The 21487-nt window shown below is 66.6% G+C and carries 20 protein-coding genes; 5 read left to right on the top strand and 15 right to left on the bottom strand.

The features are described 5' to 3' along the window. Positions 1–32 precede the first annotated feature (32 nt). Genes ASB57_RS27985 through ASB57_RS27965 form a run of 5 tightly spaced genes read right to left on the bottom strand, consistent with a single transcriptional unit; the run spans position 33 to position 4642 of the window. Positions 33–743: an ABC transporter ATP-binding protein gene (locus ASB57_RS27985; RefSeq protein ID WP_057655153.1), complete on the bottom strand. Its 711-nt coding sequence runs from the start codon at positions 741–743 to the stop codon at positions 33–35. After that, on the bottom strand, positions 740–1522 hold the full coding sequence (locus tag ASB57_RS27980; RefSeq protein WP_057655150.1) for an ABC transporter ATP-binding protein: 783 nt from the start codon (positions 1520–1522) through the stop codon (positions 740–742). The genes ASB57_RS27985 and ASB57_RS27980 overlap by 4 nt, the downstream gene beginning before the upstream one ends. Beyond that, complete coding sequence (locus ASB57_RS27975) at positions 1519–2583, bottom strand: branched-chain amino acid ABC transporter permease (protein ID WP_082621890.1); 1065 nt, start codon at positions 2581–2583, stop codon at positions 1519–1521. The genes ASB57_RS27980 and ASB57_RS27975 overlap by 4 nt, the downstream gene beginning before the upstream one ends. Beyond that, positions 2583–3440, bottom strand: coding sequence for a branched-chain amino acid ABC transporter permease (locus ASB57_RS27970; RefSeq protein WP_057655148.1), 858 nt, complete (start codon positions 3438–3440; stop codon positions 2583–2585). The genes ASB57_RS27975 and ASB57_RS27970 overlap by 1 nt, the downstream gene beginning before the upstream one ends. Beyond that, positions 3437–4642, bottom strand: a complete 1206-nt coding sequence (locus ASB57_RS27965) for an ABC transporter substrate-binding protein (protein ID WP_057655146.1) — start codon at positions 4640–4642, stop codon at positions 3437–3439. Before ASB57_RS27965 ends, ASB57_RS27970 begins: the two co-directional genes overlap by 4 nt. A 294-nt stretch (positions 4643–4936) precedes the next feature. Here ASB57_RS27965 and ASB57_RS27960 point away from each other — a divergent pair, with 294 nt between their 5' ends. Further along, positions 4937–5806 carry a FadR/GntR family transcriptional regulator gene (locus ASB57_RS27960; protein WP_057655143.1) on the top strand — a complete coding sequence of 290 codons (870 nt, stop codon included), beginning with the start codon at positions 4937–4939 and terminating at the stop codon, positions 5804–5806. Here the strand turns inward: ASB57_RS27960 and ASB57_RS27955 are convergent. Both ASB57_RS27955 and ASB57_RS27950 read right to left on the bottom strand, forming a co-directional pair. Further along, positions 5772–8420: a hypothetical protein gene (locus tag ASB57_RS27955; RefSeq protein ID WP_057655142.1), complete on the bottom strand. Its 2649-nt coding sequence runs from the start codon at positions 8418–8420 to the stop codon at positions 5772–5774. The two genes, ASB57_RS27960 and ASB57_RS27955, sit on opposite strands and share 35 nt — an antisense overlap. 361 nt (positions 8421–8781) lie before the next feature. Further along, entirely contained in the window at positions 8782–9243 is a 462-nt protein-coding gene (locus tag ASB57_RS27950; protein WP_057656506.1) for an Lrp/AsnC family transcriptional regulator, read from the bottom strand. 391 nt (positions 9244–9634) lie between these two features. On the opposite strand from ASB57_RS27950, the gene ASB57_RS27945 reads away from it, so the two are divergent. Beyond that, positions 9635–11278, top strand: a complete 1644-nt coding sequence (locus ASB57_RS27945; protein ID WP_082621889.1) for a PAS domain-containing methyl-accepting chemotaxis protein — start codon at positions 9635–9637, stop codon at positions 11276–11278. 130 nt (positions 11279–11408) lie between these two features. Continuing rightward, a complete protein-coding gene (locus tag ASB57_RS27940) occupies positions 11409–12335 on the top strand; it encodes a glyoxylate/hydroxypyruvate reductase A (protein ID WP_057656505.1) in 927 nt (308 codons plus the stop codon). A 91-nt stretch (positions 12336–12426) separates the two neighbouring features. Here ASB57_RS27940 and ASB57_RS27935 read toward each other — a convergent pair whose 3' ends face one another. Next, positions 12427–13209 (bottom strand): class I SAM-dependent methyltransferase, encoded by a 783-nt coding sequence (locus tag ASB57_RS27935; protein ID WP_057655140.1) that lies wholly within the window; start codon positions 13207–13209, stop codon positions 12427–12429. Positions 13210–13481: 272 nt separating this feature from the next. Here ASB57_RS27935 and ASB57_RS27930 point away from each other — a divergent pair, with 272 nt between their 5' ends. Further along, positions 13482–13796 carry a thioredoxin family protein gene (locus ASB57_RS27930; protein ID WP_057655138.1) on the top strand — a complete coding sequence of 105 codons (315 nt, stop codon included), beginning with the start codon at positions 13482–13484 and terminating at the stop codon, positions 13794–13796. Positions 13797–13899: 103 nt separating this feature from the next. On the opposite strand, the gene ASB57_RS27925 is transcribed toward ASB57_RS27930, so the two are convergent. From ASB57_RS27925 to ASB57_RS27905, 5 genes are all read right to left on the bottom strand, one after another. Next, on the bottom strand, positions 13900–14706 hold the full coding sequence (locus ASB57_RS27925; RefSeq protein ID WP_057655136.1) for an aspartate dehydrogenase: 807 nt from the start codon (positions 14704–14706) through the stop codon (positions 13900–13902). Positions 14707–14794: 88 nt separating this feature from the next. Continuing rightward, a complete protein-coding gene (locus ASB57_RS27920; RefSeq protein WP_057655134.1) occupies positions 14795–15814 on the bottom strand; it encodes a LysR substrate-binding domain-containing protein in 1020 nt (339 codons plus the stop codon). Between the two features lie 20 nt (positions 15815–15834). Next, positions 15835–16842, bottom strand: a complete 1008-nt coding sequence (locus ASB57_RS27915) for a tripartite tricarboxylate transporter substrate binding protein (protein ID WP_197424861.1) — start codon at positions 16840–16842, stop codon at positions 15835–15837. Positions 16843–17012: 170 nt separating this feature from the next. Further along, positions 17013–18089, bottom strand: coding sequence for an ROK family protein (locus tag ASB57_RS27910; RefSeq protein ID WP_156414292.1), 1077 nt, complete (start codon positions 18087–18089; stop codon positions 17013–17015). A gap of 378 nt (positions 18090–18467) precedes the next feature. Then, complete coding sequence (locus tag ASB57_RS27905; RefSeq protein WP_057655131.1) at positions 18468–19106, bottom strand: antibiotic biosynthesis monooxygenase; 639 nt, start codon at positions 19104–19106, stop codon at positions 18468–18470. A 316-nt stretch (positions 19107–19422) separates the two neighbouring features. On the opposite strand from ASB57_RS27905, the gene ASB57_RS27900 reads away from it, so the two are divergent. Beyond that, on the top strand, positions 19423–19875 hold the full coding sequence (locus ASB57_RS27900) for a hypothetical protein (RefSeq protein WP_197424859.1): 453 nt from the start codon (positions 19423–19425) through the stop codon (positions 19873–19875). Positions 19876–19910: 35 nt separating this feature from the next. On the opposite strand, the gene ASB57_RS27895 is transcribed toward ASB57_RS27900, so the two are convergent. Both ASB57_RS27895 and ASB57_RS27890 read right to left on the bottom strand, forming a co-directional pair. Continuing rightward, positions 19911–20750 carry an SDR family NAD(P)-dependent oxidoreductase gene (locus tag ASB57_RS27895; RefSeq protein WP_057655129.1) on the bottom strand — a complete coding sequence of 280 codons (840 nt, stop codon included), beginning with the start codon at positions 20748–20750 and terminating at the stop codon, positions 19911–19913. Beyond that, on the bottom strand, positions 20747–21481 hold the full coding sequence (locus ASB57_RS27890; protein WP_057656503.1) for an SDR family oxidoreductase: 735 nt from the start codon (positions 21479–21481) through the stop codon (positions 20747–20749). Before ASB57_RS27890 ends, ASB57_RS27895 begins: the two co-directional genes overlap by 4 nt. Positions 21482–21487 lie beyond the last annotated feature (6 nt).

Here is a 21487-nt window from a genome sequence, read left to right as displayed (position 1 = left end):
ATGAAACGACGGCTATGCCTGGCGGGTGGACGTCATACGCCCACCCCAAGATAACGGTCCTTGATGCTCGCATCGGCCGCGAAGGCCGCATTATCGCCCTCGTAAACGATGGCGCCCTGTTCGATGATGTAATGGCGGTCGGCAAGTTGCGTGCAGACCTCCAGGTTCTGTTCCACCAGCAGGATGGGAACGCCCTCCTGCCGGATCAGCTTGAGCTGGGCGACGATTTCCTCGACGATGACCGGCGCCAGGCCCTCGACGGGCTCGTCCAGCATCAGCAGGCGGGGATGGTTCATCAAGGCCCGGCCGATGGCCAGCATCTGCTGCTCGCCGCCCGACAGCTGGGCCCCGCCGTTGCGGCGCCGCTCTTTCAGGCGCGGGAAGATGCGGTAGATGTCGGCCAGCTGCCACGGCGACCGCTTGCGCGCGCCCAGCAACAGGTTCTCTTCCACCGTCAGCAAGCGGAAGATGCCCCGGTTTTCCGGCACCAGGCACAGGCCGCGGGCCGCCACCTTGTGCGCCGGCTGGCCGCCAGTCGCCGTGCCATCGAAGACGATGTCGCCGCGCGCGGGCGCCAGCGCCCCCGCGATGGTGCGCAGCGTGGTCGACTTGCCCGCGCCGTTGCGCCCCAGCAAGGTGACCAGTTCGCCTTCGTCCACCCGCAAGGACACGCCTTGCAGGATATGGCTCTTGCCATAGTAGGTATGGACGTCGCGCAATTCCAGTTTGGCACGGGTGCTCATGCGCGGCCGCCGGTAATCATATTGCCCAGGTACGCCGCCCGCACACGCTCATCGTCACGGATGGCCGCCGGCGTGCCTTCCACCAGCACGCGGCCCTGCTGCATCACCGTCACCGTATCGGAGATGTCCATGACGATGTTCATATTGTGTTCGATCAGCAGCACGGTGTGGTCTGCCGCCAGGCCGCGGATCAGCGCCTTCATGCCATCCAGGTCATCCACGCCCATGCCGGACGTGGGCTCGTCCAGGAAGATGGCGCGCGGCCGCGCGGCCAGTGCCATGCCCACTTCCAGGCGGCGCTGCTGGCCATGCGACAAGGCCCCCGCTGCCGTGCCCGCGCGGGCGGTCAGCCCCAGGCGTTCGAGGATGGAGTCGGCCAGCTCGGCGATGTCGCGATGCCGCCCAGGCGCGCGCCACATGTCGAAAGCCCCGGCGGCATGGGCGCCTTGCGCGGCCAGGCGCAGGTTTTCCCGCACGTCGAGATTGGCGAACAGGCTGGTCACCTGGAAAGACCGGGCGATGCCGCGCCGCACGCGCACGTTGTCCGGTTCATGCGTGACGTCATGGCCGGCGAACTGGATGGTGCCGGCGGTGATGGGCACGGTGCCCGTCAGCGTGTGGAACAGCGTGGTCTTGCCGGCGCCGTTGGGGCCGATGACGGAATGCACGGTGCCCGCGCGCACGCGTAAATCGACACCGCCCAGCGCGGTGAACTTGCCGTAGCGCTTGACCACGCCGCGCGCGTCCAGCAGCGGGGTGACGGAATCATGCACGCTCATCGCCCCTCCTCCGCCGCGTCGTCCTGCGCCGAACCCCCGGCACGCGTGCCGCGCACCGCCGACCAGCCGCGCAGCAGCAGCCCCCACAGCCCTTTGTGCATGAACAGGCTGACTGCGATCAGCAGCAGACCCAGCAGCAACAGCCAGCGCGGCCACAACGTCGACAGCCAATCGGACATCAACACATAGAACGCCGCGCCCAGCACCGACGCGAACAGATTGCCGGTGCCCCCGATGACCGTCATCACCAGGATCATCTCGCTGGTGTGGTATTCGATATTGGACAGTGGCGCGATGCCGGTCATCAAGGCATGCAGCGCCCCCGCCAGGCCGGTGACCGCGCCCGACAGCGCGAAGGCGGCCAGCTTGAAGCGGCGGGTGTCGTAACCGACGGCGCGGGCCCGGGTTTCGTTTTCGCGGATCGCCACCAGGGTGCGGCCGAACACCGATGCCGTCACCCGCTGCAGCAGCCAGAACACCACCAGGAAGCAGACCGCCACCACGCAGTAGAAATGCCAGGGATTGTCCAGCGACGCCAGGGTCTTGCCGAAGAAGGTCAGCGGCGGCCGCGGGATGTTGAGCAGACCGTTATCGCCGCCCGTCCAGTCGGGCAGGCTGTAGGCCAGGAAGTAGAACAGCTGTGCAAAAGCCAGGGTCAGCATGACGAAATAAGTGCCACGTTGCCGGATGGCGAACCAGCCCACCAGCGCCGCCGTCAACGCGCCCACCACCAGGGCCAGCAGCACCGACAGTGGCAGGCCCAGACCGGCGCGGGTCATCAGGATGCCCAGGGTATAGCTGCCGATGCCGAAGAATATGCCCTGGCCGAAGGACAGCAGGCCGGTATAGCCCAGCAGCAGATTGCAGCCCAGCACCGCCAGCGCATAGACCAGGACCTCGGTGGCCAGGGTGCCTGAATTCAGCGTCAGGGGCAGGATCAGGACCACTGCCAGCGACAGCCACCAGCCCACGTGCGCGCCAATGCGGGCACCCAGGCAGGCGAAGAATCCACCACGCCGCGGCGTGGCGGCGGACAGGGTCGCGCGATCGGATCCGCTCATCATCCCCTCCCCAGCAGGCCATGCGGGCGCAGCAGCAGCACCGCCGCCATCGCCACGTAGATCATCAGGCGCGCGCCTTCCGGCCACAGCGAACTCATCACGCTCTGCACGATGCCGATCAAGAGCCCGCCCACCAGCGCGCCGGCAAAGCTTCCCATGCCGCCCACCACCACGATGACGAAGGCGACGCCCAGCGCTTCCAGCCCCATGAAGGGATCGACCCCGCGTATGGGTGCGGCCAGCGCGCCCGCCAGCGCCGCGGTACCGGCGCCCAGCGCGAATACCAGGCCGAACACGCGGAAGATGTTGATGCCCAGCAGGGACACCATCTCGGCCGACTCGCTGCCCGCGCGCACCGCGCTGCCCAGCCGCGTGCCTTCCAGCAGCCACCACAGCAGCAGCGCGAACACCGCGGTGAAGGCGATGACAAACAGCCGGTACTTGGGATAGATGAAACCGCCCCACATCACCACGCCCTGCAGGGCGGCCGGCGTGGCGACATTGTCGCCCAGCGGCCCCCAGATCAGGATGACCGCTTCCTGCAACACCAGCGCCAGGCCCACGGTGATGAGGATGTGGAACTCATGCGGCTGGTCGTACACCCGGCGCAGCAGGGTACGCTCGGCCACCCAGGCCAGCACCGCCGTCACCAGCGGCACCAGGATCAGCGCCAGCCAGAAGTTCAACCCCCACGCCACCGCCTGATAGCAGAAATAGGCGCCCAGCAGATAGAAGGCGCCATGCGCGAAGTTGACGAAACGCAGCAGGCCGAAAATGATGGACAAGCCGACGGCCAACAGGAAGTACAGCATGCCGATGCCGACCCCGTTGACCACCTGCAGCAAATAAACGTTCACAGCTTGCAGCCGGTCTGCGCCACGGGCAGGAAGGATTTGCCGAAGCTGAGGATGTCGGCGTAGTCGTCCTTGTCCTTCATGGCGGACTTGGCCTTGCCCTTCAACAGATAGTAGTTCTTCAGTACCTGGTGGTCTTCGGGACGGATTTCCTCGTCGCCGGTCAGGCCCGTGAACTTCATGCCTTCCAGCACGGGAATGACCTTGGCCGGATCATCCGAACCTGCCTTGATGATGGCGTCGATGAAGATCTTGGTGCAGATGTAGGAACCCGCCAGGCTGTAGTTGGGGTTGTACTTGAAGGCCTGCTGCGTGCGCTGGACCAGATCCTTGTTGCCGGGCGAATCGATGCCGTGCCAATACTGCGCGCCGAAGTAAACGCCTTCGCACAGGTCGGCGCCCAGCGATTCGAACTGTTCCAGGCCCGACGCCCAGGCCATCAGGATGGTGGTGTTCTGCTTCATGCCGAAGCTGACCGCCTGGCGCAGCGCGTCCGAAGACTGCGAGCCGAAGTTCAGCAGCAGCAGGACGTCCGGCTTGGCGGCCATGGCATTGGTCAGGTAACCGCTGAACTCTTTTTCGGCCAGGGAGTGATAGCTGTTGCCGACGTGCTCGATGCCCTTTTCCTTGAAGATGTTCTTGGCGGCATTCAACAGGCCGTCGCCGAACACGTATTGCGGCGTGATGGTGTACCAGCGCTTGGCCTTGGGCATCTGCTCGATCAAGGGGCGCACGGTGCGCTCGATCGCGCCGAAGGTCGGCACCGACCAGCGGAAGGTGTTCCTGTTGCAGTCCGATCCCGTGATTTCGTCGGCGCCCGCCGTGGTGATGAACAGGGCATTGTTCTTCTGCGCCTCCTTGGCCATGGCCAGGGCTTCGGACGACAGAATGCCGCCGGCGAAATAGCGCGCGCCCTTCTGCTGCGCCAGTTCCTGCAGCTTGCGCACGGCGGTGGCCGGCTTGGCTTCCGTATCCAGCAGCGTATACGCCAAGGGGCGATCCAAGGCCTTACCGTACTGCTCGATGGCCAGCTTCATGCCCAGGTCGGCGTACTTGCCGTTGGCGGCGAAGGCGCCGGACATCGGAACGGGACAGCCAAACTGGATGGTCTGGCCCGCGGCCTGGGCCAGCGCCGCGCGCATGGACAGGGCACCCGGCGCGGCGGCCGCCAAAGCGGCCATTTTCAACAGTTCACGGCGATTCAAGATATTCCCCTCGGCTGGCGCCAGCGCGATCGGCGGCGGCGGTGCTGCATGGAAGAACGAGCGTGACCGTACAGTGCGGTACGCTCGCGGACGATGCCCGCACGCGCCGCGGGTGTAGCCGGCGGCGCACGGGACGAAATTCACACCGTTGGTGCTTATCGCTATTTATCATGATAAATACGACGGAATTGATAATATAGAACCGTCAATTTGGCCGTCAACCGAAGCCGCATCAGGTTAAACCCTGGGCTGCGCAGTCCGGTGACCGGCGCAAGAAAAGGGGAGCAGTAGAACATGGCCCGAGCCGCCCAACACCGCGCCAGCAGCAAAGCCGCCGCCGATGCCGCCGGGGTCGCGAAAGCGCCGCGCCGAACGCCGGCCCGTCCCAAACGCGCCGACCTGGTGGCCGAGGAAATCAAGCGCCTGATCACCGAGCGGGACCTGAGCCCCGGCGACAAGCTGCCGCGCGAGAGCGAATTGCAGGAGATGTTCGCCGTCAGCAAGAGCACCATGCGCGAGGCCTTGAAGTCGCTGGAGGTGCAGGGTCTGGTCACCATCAGCACCGGCCCCACGGGCGGCGGGCGCATCGTCGAAGTCACGCTGGACCGCACGTTCCAGCTGCTGCAGAACTACCTGTTTTTCAAGGAGGTCAGCATCGACGACATCTACACGGTGCGCAAGCTGCTGGAACCGGAACTGGCGGCGGGCGCGGTGCCGCACCTGACCGATGCCGACTTCGACGCGCTGGAGCACAGCATCGAATGCTGCGATCCCGCATCGGGCCACACCGCGGACGTCATCGCGCAGCGCAAGGAAGACCTCAACTTCCACGACATCCTGGCGCAGGCCAATCCCAATAGCTTCCTGCGCTTCACCTGCCAGCTGATCAACGAGATGCTGCGCCAGTTGACGGTGTTTGAGAACGATACGCCGCTGCGGACGCAGCGGCGCTTCGGCGATGCCAATGCCACGCTCCACCGGCGCATCACCGCGGCCGCGCGGGCGCGCGATGCCGAGAAGGTGCGCACCCTGATGGCCGAGCACATGCAGGAGGCATCCGGCTTCGTCAAGCAGCTCAACGGCAAGCTGCGCGGCCGCCTGCTGCTGGACTCGGATATGTCGCGCGGCGTCAGCCCACGTTCCCCAACCTCGTCGCATAGCTGATGTGCTTGCCCCGGTACCCCCGGGCCGGTTCCATCATGGCCTTGATCAGGTCCAGCAGGGCCTGCTCGGCAGCCGCATAGGCTGGCAAGGCATGCAGGCGCGGATCACGCAGGTCCGGACCGGCGGCCACGGGATGGCCCGCCGGCACCTCGAACGCGAAGGGCTGGACGACGCTGGCCGCGGCCTTCGCATAGACGCGCATGACGCGGAAAAAAGCTTCCTCACAGGCACGCAGATCGTCCGCGGCGGACTCGTCATCGGCGTGCGCCAGGGCCGTGCGCACGAATGCGCGAACCTGGCGGGTGGCCGCGCTGTCTTCGCGCGCCAGGTTCGCAAGCAAGGCGGGCAAGTCACGCCGCACGGAACGCGACTGTAGATAAGCCAGCGCGTCGCGTCTGCCCCGCAGCCGGTCATCGTCCTTGGCGTAGCAGTTTTCCAGACGCATCAGCACGGTCCGGATGGCGTTCTTTCCCAAGAGGGTTGCCAGCGGATAGGTCATCGAACTCATCGGGGCCTCCACGCGCAACAGGACGCGCAGATACTCCAGGTTGAACGCGGGCGTGGCACTCTGGTCGTGGCGCGCCGCCGCGGCATCCGCAGCGCTTGCGCCCCCGTCCGCGAGCGGCTTGGAATACTTCATGGCGACGACCAGATGGGCGCCCCCTTTCAAGGTGGGGACGATGCCGTTCACCAACTCGTCCAGACCCTCGCCCAGATAGCTGCCCAGGTCGGCGGGCAGACCAGCCTCCACCAGGCCGTCGACACCACTGCCCAACTGATCGCTGATCCACTTCGTAATCGGCTCCACCACATTGCCGACACGTAGTGAACCGGTCAGACCGACCGAGGCTTCCGCGTCGATGAAGTCGCCCGACTTCAGCATATTGAAATGGCGGGTGCGGGAGCCGCGGACCTTGCCACTGGCCGCGACGCCCACGCCCCAGGCCGGCGTGCTCAGACCTGCCTGCGCGTCGACGACCGTCTCGTGTTGCCTGGTGTCGATCAGCAGGGAGTCCTTGATGCCTGTCGCGCGCTTCAGCTTCACCGGGTCATGGCGTAGCGGCGGCGCGGTCAGGCACCGGGTCAGGTCGTCGTAGGCGGCCGGGAGTTTCTGTCCGGTCGCCCGCGCCTGCTGGCCGAGCAAGGCGGTGGTGATGGCCAGCGCGCGCAGATAGCCGCAGGCGCCGGCCCTGGCGTTGACGCCCCAGGCCTGCTCGATCGAACGGGCGCAGGCGTGCGCGTGCCGGTTGCGCGTCGCGCTTCTGGCCGCGTGGCAATACAGCTCCAGTTCGGCCTGCAAGGCCTGCAGCGTGCCGGCCAGGTCGGCGGCCGACAGCGCGGCCAGCGCCAAGGGGGGCGCGGCCGCGCGCAGGTGTCGCAGGCGCTTCAGGGTGACGTCGCTGCCGGCCCGCCGCGCTTCACGGCAGTCGAGGGCGTCCCATAGCGGCACGAAGGTTCTCAAGGCCATGCGCTGCGTGGCAATCTCGGCCGTGCCATGCGCATTGGCGCCGACGAGCCCGGCCAGTCCTGCTTCGCCCGTTGCACTCAGGGTGGCGCTTCCTTGAATCTTCACGCTCGTCGTGACGGTCTTGGACGGCAGGCCGGCCGCGGGCGCTGTCAGATAGGTCGCCGCGAGCGGATGGTGCGCGACGTCGGCGCGGGAGCGGTGGATGACGACGCCCAACATCGCCGCGGCCTGTGCGAACTCGTCGTAATGCTCGTCGGCGCGCAGGCGCAGTTTGTCCAGCCTGGCCAGGGAAAGGGGCTGGCGCAGACGCGCCGGCGTCAAGGCGCGTTTGAAGCCGCGCAGCAGACCCACGTGCCGCGTGGCGCGGTATTGGCTGCTGCCTGGTGCCCGCAGGAAATGGTTCTGGTCGAAGTACAGGCGGCCCTTGGTCCTGCGATGCCTGCCGATCAGGCCCAGGTCCAGCTTCAGGAAGAACAGCTTGATTCTGGCCACGATGCCCAGGCGCGCTTCCACACCGGCGCTCTCAGTTATCCACAGGTCGTCGCCAACGGCTACGCCACTGGTGTACGTGGCGCCGACCAGTGGGGACAAGTGTGCGGCCAGGGGCAAGGCCGGGATGGCGAAGTCCTTCTCAAGGAGCAAGGTGCGCGTGGTGCCGGCCTGCGCGTACTGCTCTGATTGGGCGCTGGCGGTGGCCAGCATCAGGGGGCGGGCCAGATCGGCGCGTGCGCCCAGAACCTGTGTGCGCAGGGCCTGCACCGCGCGGCGTTCGGCGCTGTCCTGCTTGCCCAGGAGCTTTTCGGCGCGGGTCAGTTTTTCTGAGAGAGCGTGCAGGTCCAGGTCGGTCAGGGTGCCGTCGTTCGGCGGCTGGCTGGGTTCGGGTGCGGCGGGGAGTAGTTGCTCTATGCGTTGCCATAGCGCGGTGACGACATCCCCGCGTAATGCACCGTCGCGGTCGTGCAAGGCTTCGAAAGTGCGCGGGCCTTCCGCTCGCCATGCCTGGAAGCGTTCTGCCCGGGTGATCGTGCTCGCGCGGGCCGCGGGGCCTGGCTTTACCGTGACGTCGGGTTGCGGTGTCGATGGGATGTCACGCAGCGGCGCGGTGCGGGCGGACACGATGTTGAGAGGATGGACGCCTTCCGACATGGTGGCTATCTGGCCTGATACTTGATGGGCCTACGATAGGGGGTGGTCTTCATGTCCCGACATGAGAAAAAGGCTTGTGCGCGTGGGGCGCTTTTGCGCGAGGACTCCCGATTCGGGATGCGGGGTCGCGGGATTTTTCCCACGGTTTCCCTTGGCGGAGAGTCGCTGCCGCTGAAGACTTTTTATTTTATTTTGGGGGGTACCCCCCCCCAAAAAAAGCCCCCCCTGGTCCGCACTTGAGTTCTTTTGGAGCTCCGTCAACCCTTCAAAAGGGCTTGGCTCGTTTGAGGGCTTGGGGGCTTGCCCCCCCAAAAAATAAACCCTCGCTGGCGGCGCCAGGCCATCCCCTCGCGGGGAACGCTCACCCGGCGTAATTCACCGGGAGTGCCGTCGTGTACTTGATCTGCTCCATCGAAAACGAAGAACTGACGTCATGCAGATCGGCGATGCGGATCAGCTTTTTGTACACCGCGTCGTACGCGGGAATGTCAGGCACCACTACCCGGATCAGATAATCGACATCCCCGCTCATGCGGTAGAACTCGATCACCTCGGGGATATCCTTGACGTGCTTGGCGAACTTGTCCAGCCACGCCTGCGAATGCTGGTTGGTGCGTACGGAAATGAACACGGTCACGCCGACATTCAGCATCACCGGATCGCACAAGGCCACATGCTTGCGTATGACCCCCTGCTCCTTCAGCTTCTGCACCCGCCGCCAACACGGCGTGGTCGACAGGTTCACCTGTTCGGCGATGACCTGGATGGGCGTCTCCGCATTGTCCTGCAGGATGGCGATAATCTTGCGATCGATGGCGTCCATGATGTCCTTCCGCGGGAACACGCGCCCCTCGCGTATTCATCCCTCCCGCATTCTGCTGAAGGAAGCCTCCGCGCACAAGAGGGCGAAACACAAAAATTAGTATTTCCTTGCACGATATTTTGATTTTTCGCGGCAGAAAAAAGAAAACCACCCGAATCCAGAAAAAAAATTCCATCACCTGCCTCGCCCACTGCCCCAGGCCGCTCAGCAAAAACCACACGCGACACGCGACAACTCCCGCCCCCATAAAAGACAAGAACTAGCGGCAAATCCCTGCTCTTCACAGGGTTTTCCCATGCATCACCCTGTCATACAGTCGAAGGACCGATAACAACAGGCGGGCAAGCGCGCGTGGGCGCAAGGCCGCCGCAGCAGTCTAAGAGACGCCGTCATGCGCACCAACGTCCCCGTAACGCAGCGGGAATTCCTGTTTTCCGCCAAGCAACGTCTGGTCTCCGCGACCGACCTGTCCGGCAATATCCGATACTGCAATCCTGCCTTCGTGACCGTTTCCGGCTTCACCAAGGAAGAATTGATCGGCCAGCCGCACAACATCATCCGCCATCCGGATATGCCGCAGGCCGCGTTCGCCGATATGTGGGCCACCATCTCGTCCGGCCGTCCCTGGACCGCCCTGGTGAAGAACCGCCGCAAGAACGGCGACCATTACTGGGTCCGCGCCAACGTCACCCCGGTGGTCGAACACGGCGTCGAAGTGGGCTATCTGAGCGTGCGCGTGGTTCCCTCGCGTGAAGAAGTCGAAGAGGCGGAAACCCTCTACGAGTCCATGCGCGAGAACACCCTGCGCGGCCACCGCCTGCGCGAAGGCGTACTGGTACGCACCGGCGTGGCTGGCTGGTTCGGCAAGTTGGGCCGCCAACCCGTGGGCCGCCGCGTCGCCGTGGGTTACGTGACGACCTTGCTGCTCACGCTGGCCGGCGCCGGCGCGGCCTATGGCGGCCTGCCGCCCCAGCCCTTCTGGCTGGCCTGGGGCGCGGGTGTGTTGGGCAGTCTGGTAAGCGGCGCCCTGCTGTCGCGCCAGTTGTCGTCCCCGGTGGACGCGATGTCGATCTTCGCCACCCAGATGGCCGCCGGCGACCTGACCACCGACATGAGCGTCGAGCGCCATGACGACCTGGGCGACGTGCAGCGCGCCCTCAATCAACTGCAGGCCAACCTGTCGGCCATCGTGCTGGACGTGCGCGACCAGATCGGCGGGGTCATGGAAGCGGCGCATGAAATCTCCGCCGGCAATATCGACCTGTCGCAGCGCACGGAAGAACAAGCCACGTCGCTGGAGCAGACCGCGGCGGCCATGGACGACCTGACGCATTCGGTGCAGGGCAATGCCGACGCCACGCAGCGCGTGCTCAGCCTGGTCGACGAGGCCCAGGCCGCGGCCGACGACGGCGGCCGCATCGCCGCCCAGGTCGAGCAGACCATGGCGGGCATTACCACCGCCGCGCAACGCATCGCCGACATTACCGGCGTGATCGACGGCATCGCCTTCCAGACCAATATCCTGGCGCTCAATGCCGCGGTCGAAGCGGCTCGTGCCGGAGAAGTGGGCAAGTCCTTCGCGGTGGTGGCGGCCGAGGTGCGCAACCTGGCGCAACGCTGCGCCGCGTCCGCGCGTGAAATCAAGACCGTGGTCGACAGCAGCGTCCAGCAGATCGCCGCCGGCACCGAACTGGTCGGCCGCACCACCAGCCAGATGCGCGCCATCGACCAGGCCGTGCACCGCGTGGCCGACGTGATTCACGAGGTCGCTGACGCCAGCGGCAACCAGGCCAAGGGCATACGCCAGGTCAACGACGCCGTGGCCCATCTGGACAGCGCCACCCAGCAGAATGCCGCCCTGGTCGAACAGGCCGCCGCCACCGCGCAGCGCCTGGTCGAACGCGCGGATGTCCTGGCGGACGCCATGCGCCTGTTCACCGTCGGCGAGACGGTGGTGCATGCCGAACCGGTTCTGACCCGCGCGCCCCGCCACGTGGCGCTGGCGCCCACGCAGGTAGCGCGTCTGCCGGCCTGAAGGCACACGGCGTCGGCCCACCGTCGGCGCGGTGCGCTGCAACACGGAAGCGCAAGCCGTGTTATCCCTGCCTGGACGGCGCCGCCAGGCATCGCCCACAATGACGCGTTCCCCATTTCCGCAACGCGTCATGACCAAAGTCGTCTTTCTCGGCCAAAGCAGCGATATCCCCAAGCTCGTCGTTCAGGCGCGCGCGCAGTACCCGCACTTGCAGGTCTATACCGAAGACGAGCCGGGCGCCCGGGACGCCGAAGTGGCCGCCTGTTGGCGCCCCGCGCATGGCGCGCTGGCGCGCTTCCCGAAACTGCGCCTGATCCACGCCATCGCCGCCGGCGTCGACAACATCCTGGAAGACCCCGCCCTGCCGCCGCTGCCCATCTGCCGGGTCGTGGCGCCGGACCTGACCGAGGGCATGACCGAGTTCATTCTGTGGAGCGTGCTGCTGTTCCACCGCAATCTGGATCAGGTGCTGACGAACCAGCGCCGGCGCCAGTGGCAACGGGTCGACCAGGAGCCGGCCGCCAGCCGCAGCGTCGGCATCCTCGGCCTGGGCACGCTGGGCACCCATGCTGCGCGCACGCTGGCGCAACACGGATATCAGGTGCGCGGCTGGTCACGCCAAGCCAAGCAGATCGCCAACGTGCGCAGTTACGCCGGCGCGGACCAGCTGGACGAGTTCCTGGCCGGTACCGACATCCTGGTGTGCCTGTTGCCGCTGACCGACGAAACCCGCGGCATCCTCGACCGCCGCCTGCTCGGCAAGCTGCCACGCGGCGCCGCGCTGGTGCATTGCGGTCGCGGCGGCCATCTGGTTTCGCAGGACGTGCTGGCGCTGGTGCGCGAAGGCCATTTGCGCGGCGCCGTGCTGGACGTCTTCGAGGTGGAACCGCTGGATACCGCCAGCCCGCTGTGGGACGAGCCGAACATCTTCGTCACCCCGCACATCGCGTCGGCCAACAGCATCACCAGCATCCTCGACCAGATCTCCGAAAACATCCGTCGCCTGCAGGCTGACGAACCTCTGCAGAACCTGGTCGACGCGCAAAAGGGCTACTGACAGGACAAGGCGGGAAAAACGAGAAAAAGCGAAGCGACGGCGAGAGAGCCACGGGGCAATACGCCTCGGCTAAAACGCGTCGGCTGCGCGTTCAAGCGGGCAGCTTGATCGTGTGCAGCGCCGCGGTGAGATAAGGAACGGCGATCTCGTCACGGCTGGACAGCGTGGGCTCGCCGTCGAGCAGGCGGCGCAGTTCGCTGTCGAGGGCCGCGCGGCGTTCCGGCGTCAACGCGGCGACGAAGCTGATGGAGTGCACGCGGTTGAAGATCACGTCCTCCGGCTTGCCGACATGCAGATGTTCGTAGCGTCGCTCGACCAGGGGACCGAAGCCCGGATGCGGAAACGCGTCGCGCCACGCGCCCGTGTGAAAGCGCGGCGCGTCGCCTTCGTAGCGATTGATCAAGGCGGACAGCGCGGCCACCCAGGGCACGCGCGTATCGGACAGATTCCACAACATGGCCAGGCGACCGCCCGGTTTCAGTACGCGGTGGATCTCCGCCAGCGCGGCCGGTCCCGCGAACCAATGGAAGGATTGCGCGCACACCACCGCGTCGACTTCGCAGTCGGCCAGCGGGATGGCCTGGGCCGCGCCGGTCAGGGCCTCGACCCGGGGATAGGTGGTGGAGAGCTTGTCCAGCATCTGCGTGACCGGCTCGATGGCCACCACGTCGGCGCCGGTCGCCAGCAGGCGCGGGGTCATCTTGCCGGTGCCCGCGCCCAGGTCGACCACGCGCGCGCCGCGGGTCAGGCCGATTTCATCGCGCAGCCAGTCGGACAGCGCCTGGGGGTATTCGGGCCGCCCGCGCACATAGGCCTCCGCCACGGTGGTGTAGCCGTTGGCGGCGTGATGGACGATGCCGGATGGATTTTTCACGTACGAGCGCTCCTTCCGCCCAGGCAGGCAAAGGATTCGGAGCGCAAAGAAGCCGTATGCATGAAGCGGATCGCGTGATGACAAAAGCATTTCACGGACCTCAACTTTATCGCCATGATGTTTGCGGCCGGCTGAAAATTGGCCTACATCCAGCTTAAACGGGGCGGCACGGGGCGTGCGATGATAGGTCTGCCCGCAACGGCAGCGCCCTATATCCACCGGCAGCGGCAGCAGCCCGCGCCCGCCGGCCAACCAGAAGGAGACCTACGCTTATGTCCGCATCCGCCTTGACCGTCGAACCCGCCCGCGCGGCCATCGACGCCCTGCGCACGCCCACGCTGCTGGAGTTCGGCACCGACTGGTGCCCGCACTGCCAGGCGGCGCAGCCCTTGATCGCCAAGGCGCTGGCGGCGCATCCCCAGGTCGATCACATCAAGGTGGAAGACGGCAAAGGCCGGCCGCTGGGCCGGTCCTTTACCGTCAAGCTGTGGCCCACGCTGATCTTCCTGCGCGATGGCAGGGAAGTGGCGCGGCTGGTGCGCCCGCAAAGCGAAAGCGCGATCCGGGAAGCCCTGGCCGCGCTCTGACGGACCTGACCGCTGCCGCTCAGGTACCCACGCTCAGGTACCCACGCTCAGGTACCTACGCTCAGGTACCCACGCTCAGGTACCCACGCTCAGGTACCTACGCTCAGGTACCCACGCGCAGGGGCCCGCTGAGCTTGCGCAACACCGCCAGCACGCTTTGCGCGGTGATGCGGCCGGTCTTGGGGTTTTCCGACGGAATGTTCTGGATATCCATCGAGAACGCCGCTGAATCGGAATCCACCACCACGCGGTGCACGTTGCGCTCCAGATTCGGATCGGCCCAGATTTCCAGGGTGGTGCGATCTGGCCCGATGCCCGCCAGCGACACGCTGACTGCGACATTCAGGTTGGCCGGGAAGCCCACCGCCGCCTCGCGCGGCGTGCCGCGGAACACCAAGGTCGGCTCGGTGATGCCCGACAGGTCGATATTGTGGGTTTCCAGGTAGGGCGCGCCCAACAGGCCACGCACGGGCTTGCGCGTGATCATCGTGACCGAGTGGATGACGCCTTCGGCCGCCGCGGTCAGCGCGTCCAGCCCCAGGATGGCGCCGGACGGCACCAGGATCTGGCCGCCATTGGCGCGCGCCAGTTCGATCAGGTCGGGATGCGACAGCAAGGCCCCGGAACTCAATACCACCAGCTTCTTGCCCGTGCTCAGGATGGGACGCGCGATCTGGCCGAATACCGCGGCGGGCGCGCATTCGATCACCACGTCGCACAAGGGCTCCAGGCCGTCGATGGTGGTGAACAACGGCGCCTGGCTCTGCCACGTGGCGCCGGCGTGGCGCAAGGGATCGCGCACGGCAATCGCCGCCAGCGCCAAACCGGGGACCACGCCCGCGTCCAATGACCGCGCCACCGATTGCCCGATGGCGCCAAATCCTGCAATACCGACTCGAATCCGGTTCATGTACGTCCTTGTAGAAAAAGCGGTAAACGGTACTCACCGCCGTGTCGTGCGCCTATCCTAGACGGGCGCCGACACGCGCGGCAAACGATTATTTTTGCGCGTCAGCCACATCGATACTCATGGCTGCCTGGCGCGCCGGCGGGGGCGCCGCGACGAACTCGCGCGCCTGCTGCAGCACCCACGCGCGGAACGTCTGGATGGCGGGGCGCTCCAGCGCCGCGCCCTGGATCAACAGGTAGTACTCGCCCGCGCTCTTGACGGGCCGCTGCGGCCGGAACGGCACGATCAGGTCGCCACGGCCGGGATAACCGTCCAGCAGCACGTCCGGAATCAAGGCGATGCCCTTGTGCTCCTGCGCCGCCCGCAAGGCGATATAGAAATGCCCCACTTCAAGATTGGCCCGCCGTCGCGGCAGCGCCGCGCCCTGCACGCGCAGCCAGTCGCGCCAGGCATTGGGCCGGCTGGCCGTGTGTATGAGTTCGAACGAAGCCAGGTCGGCCACGCTTTCGATGGGCCCGCCCTGCTCGTGCAAGCGGCGCGACATCACCGGCACCAGCACATCGTCGAACAGGTAGTCCGCGCAGATGCCTTCCCAGCGCTGCACCAGGGTCAGGTCTATGCCCGGCAGGTCGCGCGCGTAATGGCGGCCGGCCATCGGCCCGACGCGGATGGCGACGTCGATGCCATCCGCCTGCATGTCCAGCGGCCGGATGTCGGACACCACGCGCACCTCGATGTGCCGATGCGCGTCCGTGAAGGATGCCAGCCTGGGCATCAGCCATAACTGGCCGATAGTGGGGATGGTGCTGATGATCAGCAGCTCGTTGCGATCCCGGCTGCGCATGCGGCGCGTGGCGTTTTCCAGGTCCGCCAGCACCCGCCGGCACGCTTCGAAATAGGCCACGCCATCGGGGGTCAGCTCCACCTTGCGCGGATGGCGCAGGAACAGCTTCTTGCCCAGATAGGCTTCCAGCTTGCGTACCTGCAGGCTGACCGCGCCCTGGGTCACCGCCAGTTCGTCGGCGGCCAGCGTGAAGGAACCATGCCGCGCCGCGGCCTCGAAGGAACGGACCGAGGACAGAGGCGGCAGATTACGCGTCACGGCCATGGCCGCATGGACTCCCAGTTCTATTGCATGTCGATGTGGGCGTCGCGGATGACGTCCGCCCAGGTTTTGTTCTCGGCCTGTACGTAGTCCGTGAAAGCGGCCTGCGCCATCGGCAAGGGATCGATGCCGCGCGAGCGGAAATCGTGTTGCAGCGTCGAATCGGCCAGCGCGGTCGACAGCGCCTTGCTCAATTTGGCGACCACGGGCGCCGGCGTGCCCTTGGCCACGAACAGGCCAAACCAGGTGCTGGCATTGTAGTCGACCCCCAATTCCTTCAAGGTCGGCACGTCGGGCAAAGTGGCTGAGCGCACGTCGGTGGTGATGGCCAGGGGCCGCACGCGGCCGGCCTTGACGTTGCCCAGGGTGGTGGGCAAGGGGTCGACCAGCAGCGCGATCTGGCCGCCGATCAGGTCGACCGTGGCCGGTGCGCCGCCCTTGTAGGGGATGTGGCGGAAGTGCGTGCCCGCACGGATGTTGAGCAGCTCCGCCTGCATATGGTGGCTGGTGCCGAAACCGGCGGAGCCGTAGTCCAGGGTGCCCGGCTTGGCCTTGTCCGCGGCGACCAGGTCGGCGAACTTCTTGTAGGGCGATTCGGCCGACACGATGATGACGCTGGGCACCGACGCGATGCCGCCCACCGCGATCATGTCCTTGGCCGCGTAACCGGCATTGCGGTACAGGTGGGGCGCCACGGCCATGGTGCTGGCCGCGCCAAGCAGGATGGTGTAGCCGTCGGCCGGGCTGTTGATGGCGTTGACCGTGCCGATGGTGCCGCCGGCGCCGGGCTTGTTCTCGATGACGATATTCGCCTTCAGCGAATCGCCGAGGGCCTTGAACATTTCACGCGCGACGATGTCGTTGATGCCGCCCGCGGGGAACGGCACCACCGCGCGGATGGGCCGCGCGGGGTAGTCGTCGGCGGTCTGCGCACTTGCGCTTCCCTGCCCTTGCGCCGAGGCGCCGTCAGGCGCCAACCCCAGGCATGCCGCACACAAAATGGCCAGGAGGCCCAGTTTCGATCGTTGCATTTCGCGCATCTGCAGGACTCCGCGTTTGAAGGGGCACGCCGGCGCGCAGGCACGGCAGTGGGATCAAACGCAGTCTAGGAGCGGCGGCAGGACGCGGGCAAACGATTAATTACGTCAGATGACGCGAGTAAAACTCATGCACAGCCCTGGTTCACGTGCACCAAGATGGGTTAGTCATCGCGGGCATCGTCATTGATGTAGCTGGCATTGCCCAGGCCGGTGCCTATGGTCAGCACCGCCCAGCGCGACACATCGCGCATCCAGGGCAGTTCGGACAGACCCTGGACCACGGCGTCATTGTGCAGATGCACATGAGGGGGAATGCCGTTGATCGACGGCAGCACCTCCATCAGCTTGTGCGGCAGGTGAAAGTTCTCGTCTTCCCAATCGCCCGGCAGGTTCTGCGAACCGCCGGTGATGGAGCCGTCGCCATGGATATGGCCGGGACAGGCCACGCCCACCAGCGGCGCTAGTTTCAGGCCGCGCTTGTCCGCCTTGTCGATCAGGCGGGTCAGCATGTCGGCAATGCCCTGGACCAGGTGTTCGCGATGGGTCATGTTCTTGTCCGCCGCGTGCCCCCATTTGCGCACGTTGGTGACGCGTGCGTCGTCGGGATTGCGCGGCTTGTTTTTGGTTTCGCCGCCGGGGACGCGGACGATGCCGCAACGCACGTTGGTGCCGCCGATGTCCACGGCCAGCATGGAATCGTAATGACGCCACACCGCGGACGGCGCCACGTGGGCCCAGCCCACCAGGCCGCCTTCGTCCGAATGGTGATGCATGGCACGGAGGCGGATCTCCACCTTGGCTTCGCGCAGCAGCTGGTCCGCGCGCCGGATGGTGCGGCGGCCCGCCAGGCTTTGTTTGAAGCCGCCGCCGATGGCGACGCGCTGCACGCCTTGCCACGACGCATGGCGCGTGAAGCGTCTGACGACGCGCGCCAGTTGGGCCGCGTGGTCTTCCATGGCGGAAAAGACGACCGCCGCGGCGTCGCCTTCTTCCTTCAGCCAGGCGTCGATGTCGCCTTTGCCGATGTCTTCATTCAGGATGGTGCCAAGGACGTCTTCGCCAAGGATGCGTTTGTACAACTTGCGCCAGCGGTCCAGGCCTTCCCGGAAGGCGGTGCGGCTGGCGCGGTCCCCGACGAAGCCCTTGCCCTCGCGTATTTCCAGGCCGTAGCCCGAGATGGTCGCGTCGGAGACTTGGGGGCTGCCGTGGGGCAGCCTGAGCGGGTTCTTTTTTGGCATAGAGGGCACACTCCGGGCCGGCGGGCCATGTAGGCCAGGGGTAGTCCCTGGACGGCCGGACAGGCCGTGGACACGCCGCCGCCGCGGCATGCGCTGCGGATGAGCACGCCGCGTGCCTGGGGCGAAATCGCCGCAAACGCCGACAGTTTGTTTTTTATGTGGGGCCTCCGGCCCCACACCCCGGTGCGGCGCGGCGCGCCATGCGCCATGCACTAAGCGCCGCACGCCACGCGCGCGCCCGCGTAAAAAACCCCGCCCCATCGCGGACACCGCGGAGCTGGCTTTGCCAGTCCGCCGGTGTCGCCCCCTTGGGGGGCCGCGCTTTGCGCGGTGCGGGGGGGCTATCCTTCCGCGCTACGCGCGGTACGGGGGGGACCTCTACCTCATGCCGTAGTCGCGCATGATGCGGACGGTGCGGTGGCGCGGGGCTGGAGCGTCGGCCACGGCAGGACGCCAGGCCGAGGCGGCGGCGTAGCTGGCCCAGGACACCAGCAAGGCCAGCTTGCCTGGCGTGTAAATGCTGGCGAAGACGCTGTAATCGAGCAGATCAGCGCTGCCCATGGGCAAACCAAGCCGGACAGGCAGCAACTCCCGCCCCGCCCCATCGGCGGCAGCGCCAAGTTCAGTGAGCGTGGCCCACCGGCCCATCAGCGTCGCCGGCTCGGCGCGATTGCCACGCGAGGGCCGCTCCGCTTGCGGCGCCGCCGCGCAAGACGGCGGATGGCTGTCGTAGAAGACATCGCCAACCCGCAAGTGGTAATCGGCAAAGATGGCGGCTCGCCCGCGTGCCTGCGCCGCATGATGTTCGACCGTGGCCCGCCAACGCGTGACGGCTTTCTCGTCACGCCAAAGCGAATGGGACAGCAGCCAGCCAGGCCGCTGCGTGTCCTCGAAACGTTCGTTGTCGATCAGACCATCGACGCGCCGGTCTATCCTGGGCTTGAGCGTGCTGGCCAGCCGCAGGTAATCCGCGAAACGTTCCTGCTTGGGTTGGACTTCGAAGAGTACTGAGTACATGACTGTCTCCATCGCCGTATCGAACACGAGTGCGGAAAGGTAAGACAGGGGCAAACGTCGCCCTTGCAGGGAAATGATCCGCGCTGGGGTTTTAGCCGAGCGCGCCACCAATCACGGTAATTAGCACTGCAATAAAAAGCAATAAAGAGAAATCCAAAGCGAAATCCGACTATAGCGGCAAGACTGGCGCTTGTGGTTTCTTTTTACCTTTCACGCAGAGCAGGCCCCGCCCGGCTACTGCGATAATCGATCAGCCCGCGGGCGGCGCTGACCGGCCCGCGAGGTCCTTGTGTGCAATGTATTGGGAAGGGCGAGGATGAAAACCATCATCTGGGTGATCTTCGGGCTGCTGGCCGTGATCTGGACCGGCATCGTCTCGATGACGCTGAAATTGATGCACTGGCTGCTGGGCAGCATCGGCGACATCCAGGTGCCCGTGCCCAGTACGCCGCCGGCCGCCGCGCCCGTGCCGGGCTGGGTGCCGCCCTGGGTCGATCCGGACTGGGTGCATGCCCTGCAGGGCGGCATCGCCGACGCGCTGGCTCACCTCAACCATGCCCTGCCCTTCCTCAGCGGCCTGTCGGGCTGGCTCACCGTGCTCGGCTGGTTCTGCTGGGGCGTCATCATGGCCCTGTTGCTGGTGGTCGCCCTGCTGCTGCACTGGCTGGCCGGGCGCGACTGGAGCCAGAAGCCGCCCTCCAGCGGCACGCCCCCGAACGTGCCGCCGCCCGCCCAGGGAGGCGAGCCGCCCCGGCTGCCGTCCGCATAGCGGCCCGGCCCGGCCCCTCGGCATGATAGACGCCGCTACGCGTATTTACCGACCAGGCCGCCGTCCACCACCAGCTCCGTGCCGGTGATGTAGGACGCCTCGTCCGAAGCCAGGAAGGCCACGGCGTTGGCGACCTCCCAGGGCGTGCCCATGCGGCCCATCGGCACCTGGCGGTCGCGCGCGCGGCTGGCCGCCAGGGCGTCTTCGGCATCGAACATGCGGCCCACGGTGTGGCGCACGCGCGGCGTGTCGATCAAGCCGGGAATGACCGTGTTGGCGCGGATGCCGTCGGCCGCATATTGCTGCGCCAGCATGCGGGCGAAATGAATGACCGCGGCCTTGGTGACGCTATAGGCCAGATGCGGATAGCCGGTGTAGCGGATGCCGGCGATCGACGACACGGTGACGATGGCGCCGCCGCCCTGGGCCTTCATGATGGGCGCCACCAGGCTGGTGGCGATAAGCACACTGGTGACGTTGACGCGCTGGATGCGCTCCCAGTCATCCACACTGATGTCGCCCGGTCCGCCGACCTTGCCGATGCCGGCATTGGTCTGCAGGATGTCGATGCGGCCATACTCCGCCATGGCGCGCGCCACTGCGTCGCGCATGGCCGCTTCGTCGCCGACATCGGCACACAGGGGCAGCGCGATGCCCCCCACCCGCGCCACTTCCTGCGCCGCGTCCTCGGCGGCGGCGGGGTCGCGGTCCAGGGCAATGATGCGGGCGCCCTGCCGCGCCAAAGTGACGCAACTGGCCTTGCCTATGCTCCAGCCCGGACCGCTGGAGCCCGCGCCCGCCACCAGCGCGACCTTGCCGGCCAGGCGTGTCGAAGAACCCGGCAAGGCCGCCGGCGGCTCCAGGGTCGCCGTCATGCCGCCTGCCCCAGTCCGACCGTCATGCCGCCGCACACATACAGCACTTGTCCGGTGATGAAACCCGCGCGATCGTCGAGCAGGACCGCCACCGCGTGGGCGATGTCGTCGGGCTGGCCCATGCGCTGCACGGGAATGTTGTCGATGATGCGTTGCGTGGCCGGCGCGCCGGGCGGATTGACGCGCGTGAACAGTTCCGTGGCGATGGGGCCCGGGCCGATCGCGTTGACGGTCACGCCGTGAGCGCCGGTTTCCAGGGCCCAGGTGCGCGTCATGCCCAGCAAGCCGGCCTTGGTGGCGGCGTAGACGCTACGCTCGGCCTTGCCCAGCGCGGCGCGGCTGGCGATGTTGACCACGCGGCCGAAGCGCGCGGCGCGCATGCCCGGCAACAGTCCCTGCAGCAAGAGCAGTGGCGCCTGCAGGTTCAGCGCGGACACCGCGGCCAGGTCTTCCGGCGTGGCGTCCTGCAAGGCAGCGGGCCGCACGATGCCGGCGTTGTTGACCAGGCGCAGCACTGGCCGCGTCGCCGTCAAGGCCGCCACGGCCTGGCGCGTGGCCGCCGCGTCGCTCAGGTCGACCGCCACGTGGGTCTCGCCTGGCAGGATTTCCGCGGGCGCGCGCAGATCGAAATTGATCACCCGCGCGCCGTCGGCCAGCAAACGGTTCACCACCGCGCGCCCTATGCCCTGGCTGCCGCCGGTGACCAGGACGTCGCGGGTCCCGGAGTTCATGGACTC

Source organism: Bordetella sp. N, assembly GCF_001433395.1.
Lineage (GTDB): Bacteria > Pseudomonadota > Gammaproteobacteria > Burkholderiales > Burkholderiaceae_B > Bordetella_C.
Note: the sequence above shows the minus strand (reverse complement) of the source record. Positions and strands in the feature narration are given on the sequence as shown.

Bases quoted from the DNA above. Each gene is read 5' to 3' on its own strand.
- ASB57_RS27920 (WP_057655134.1), bottom strand. From the start codon at position 15,814: ATGGCCGTGACGCGTAATCTGCCGCCTCTGTCCTCGGTCCGTTCCTTC.
- ASB57_RS27895 (WP_057655129.1), bottom strand. From the start codon at position 20,750: ATGACGGCGACCCTGGAGCCGCCGGCGGCCTTGCCGGGTTCTTCGACA.
- ASB57_RS27930 (WP_057655138.1), top strand. From the start codon at position 13,482: ATGTCCGCATCCGCCTTGACCGTCGAACCCGCCCGCGCGGCCATCGAC.
- ASB57_RS27975 (WP_082621890.1), bottom strand. From the start codon at position 2,583: ATGAGCGGATCCGATCGCGCGACCCTGTCCGCCGCCACGCCGCGGCGT.
- ASB57_RS27955 (WP_057655142.1), bottom strand. From the start codon at position 8,420: ATGTCGGAAGGCGTCCATCCTCTCAACATCGTGTCCGCCCGCACCGCG.
- ASB57_RS27925 (WP_057655136.1), bottom strand. From the start codon at position 14,706: ATGAACCGGATTCGAGTCGGTATTGCAGGATTTGGCGCCATCGGGCAA.
- ASB57_RS27985 (WP_057655153.1), bottom strand. From the start codon at position 743: ATGAGCACCCGTGCCAAACTGGAATTGCGCGACGTCCATACCTACTAT.
- ASB57_RS27890 (WP_057656503.1), bottom strand. From the start codon at position 21,481: ATGAACTCCGGGACCCGCGACGTCCTGGTCACCGGCGGCAGCCAGGGC.
- ASB57_RS27980 (WP_057655150.1), bottom strand. From the start codon at position 1,522: ATGAGCGTGCATGATTCCGTCACCCCGCTGCTGGACGCGCGCGGCGTG.
- ASB57_RS27910 (WP_156414292.1), bottom strand. From the start codon at position 18,089: ATGCCAAAAAAGAACCCGCTCAGGCTGCCCCACGGCAGCCCCCAAGTC.
- ASB57_RS27960 (WP_057655143.1), top strand. From the start codon at position 4,937: ATGGCCCGAGCCGCCCAACACCGCGCCAGCAGCAAAGCCGCCGCCGAT.
- ASB57_RS27940 (WP_057656505.1), top strand. From the start codon at position 11,409: ATGACCAAAGTCGTCTTTCTCGGCCAAAGCAGCGATATCCCCAAGCTC.
- ASB57_RS27915 (WP_197424861.1), bottom strand. From the start codon at position 16,842: ATGCAACGATCGAAACTGGGCCTCCTGGCCATTTTGTGTGCGGCATGC.
- ASB57_RS27905 (WP_057655131.1), bottom strand. From the start codon at position 19,106: ATGTACTCAGTACTCTTCGAAGTCCAACCCAAGCAGGAACGTTTCGCG.
- ASB57_RS27950 (WP_057656506.1), bottom strand. From the start codon at position 9,243: ATGGACGCCATCGATCGCAAGATTATCGCCATCCTGCAGGACAATGCG.
- ASB57_RS27945 (WP_082621889.1), top strand. From the start codon at position 9,635: ATGCGCACCAACGTCCCCGTAACGCAGCGGGAATTCCTGTTTTCCGCC.
- ASB57_RS27900 (WP_197424859.1), top strand. From the start codon at position 19,423: ATGAAAACCATCATCTGGGTGATCTTCGGGCTGCTGGCCGTGATCTGG.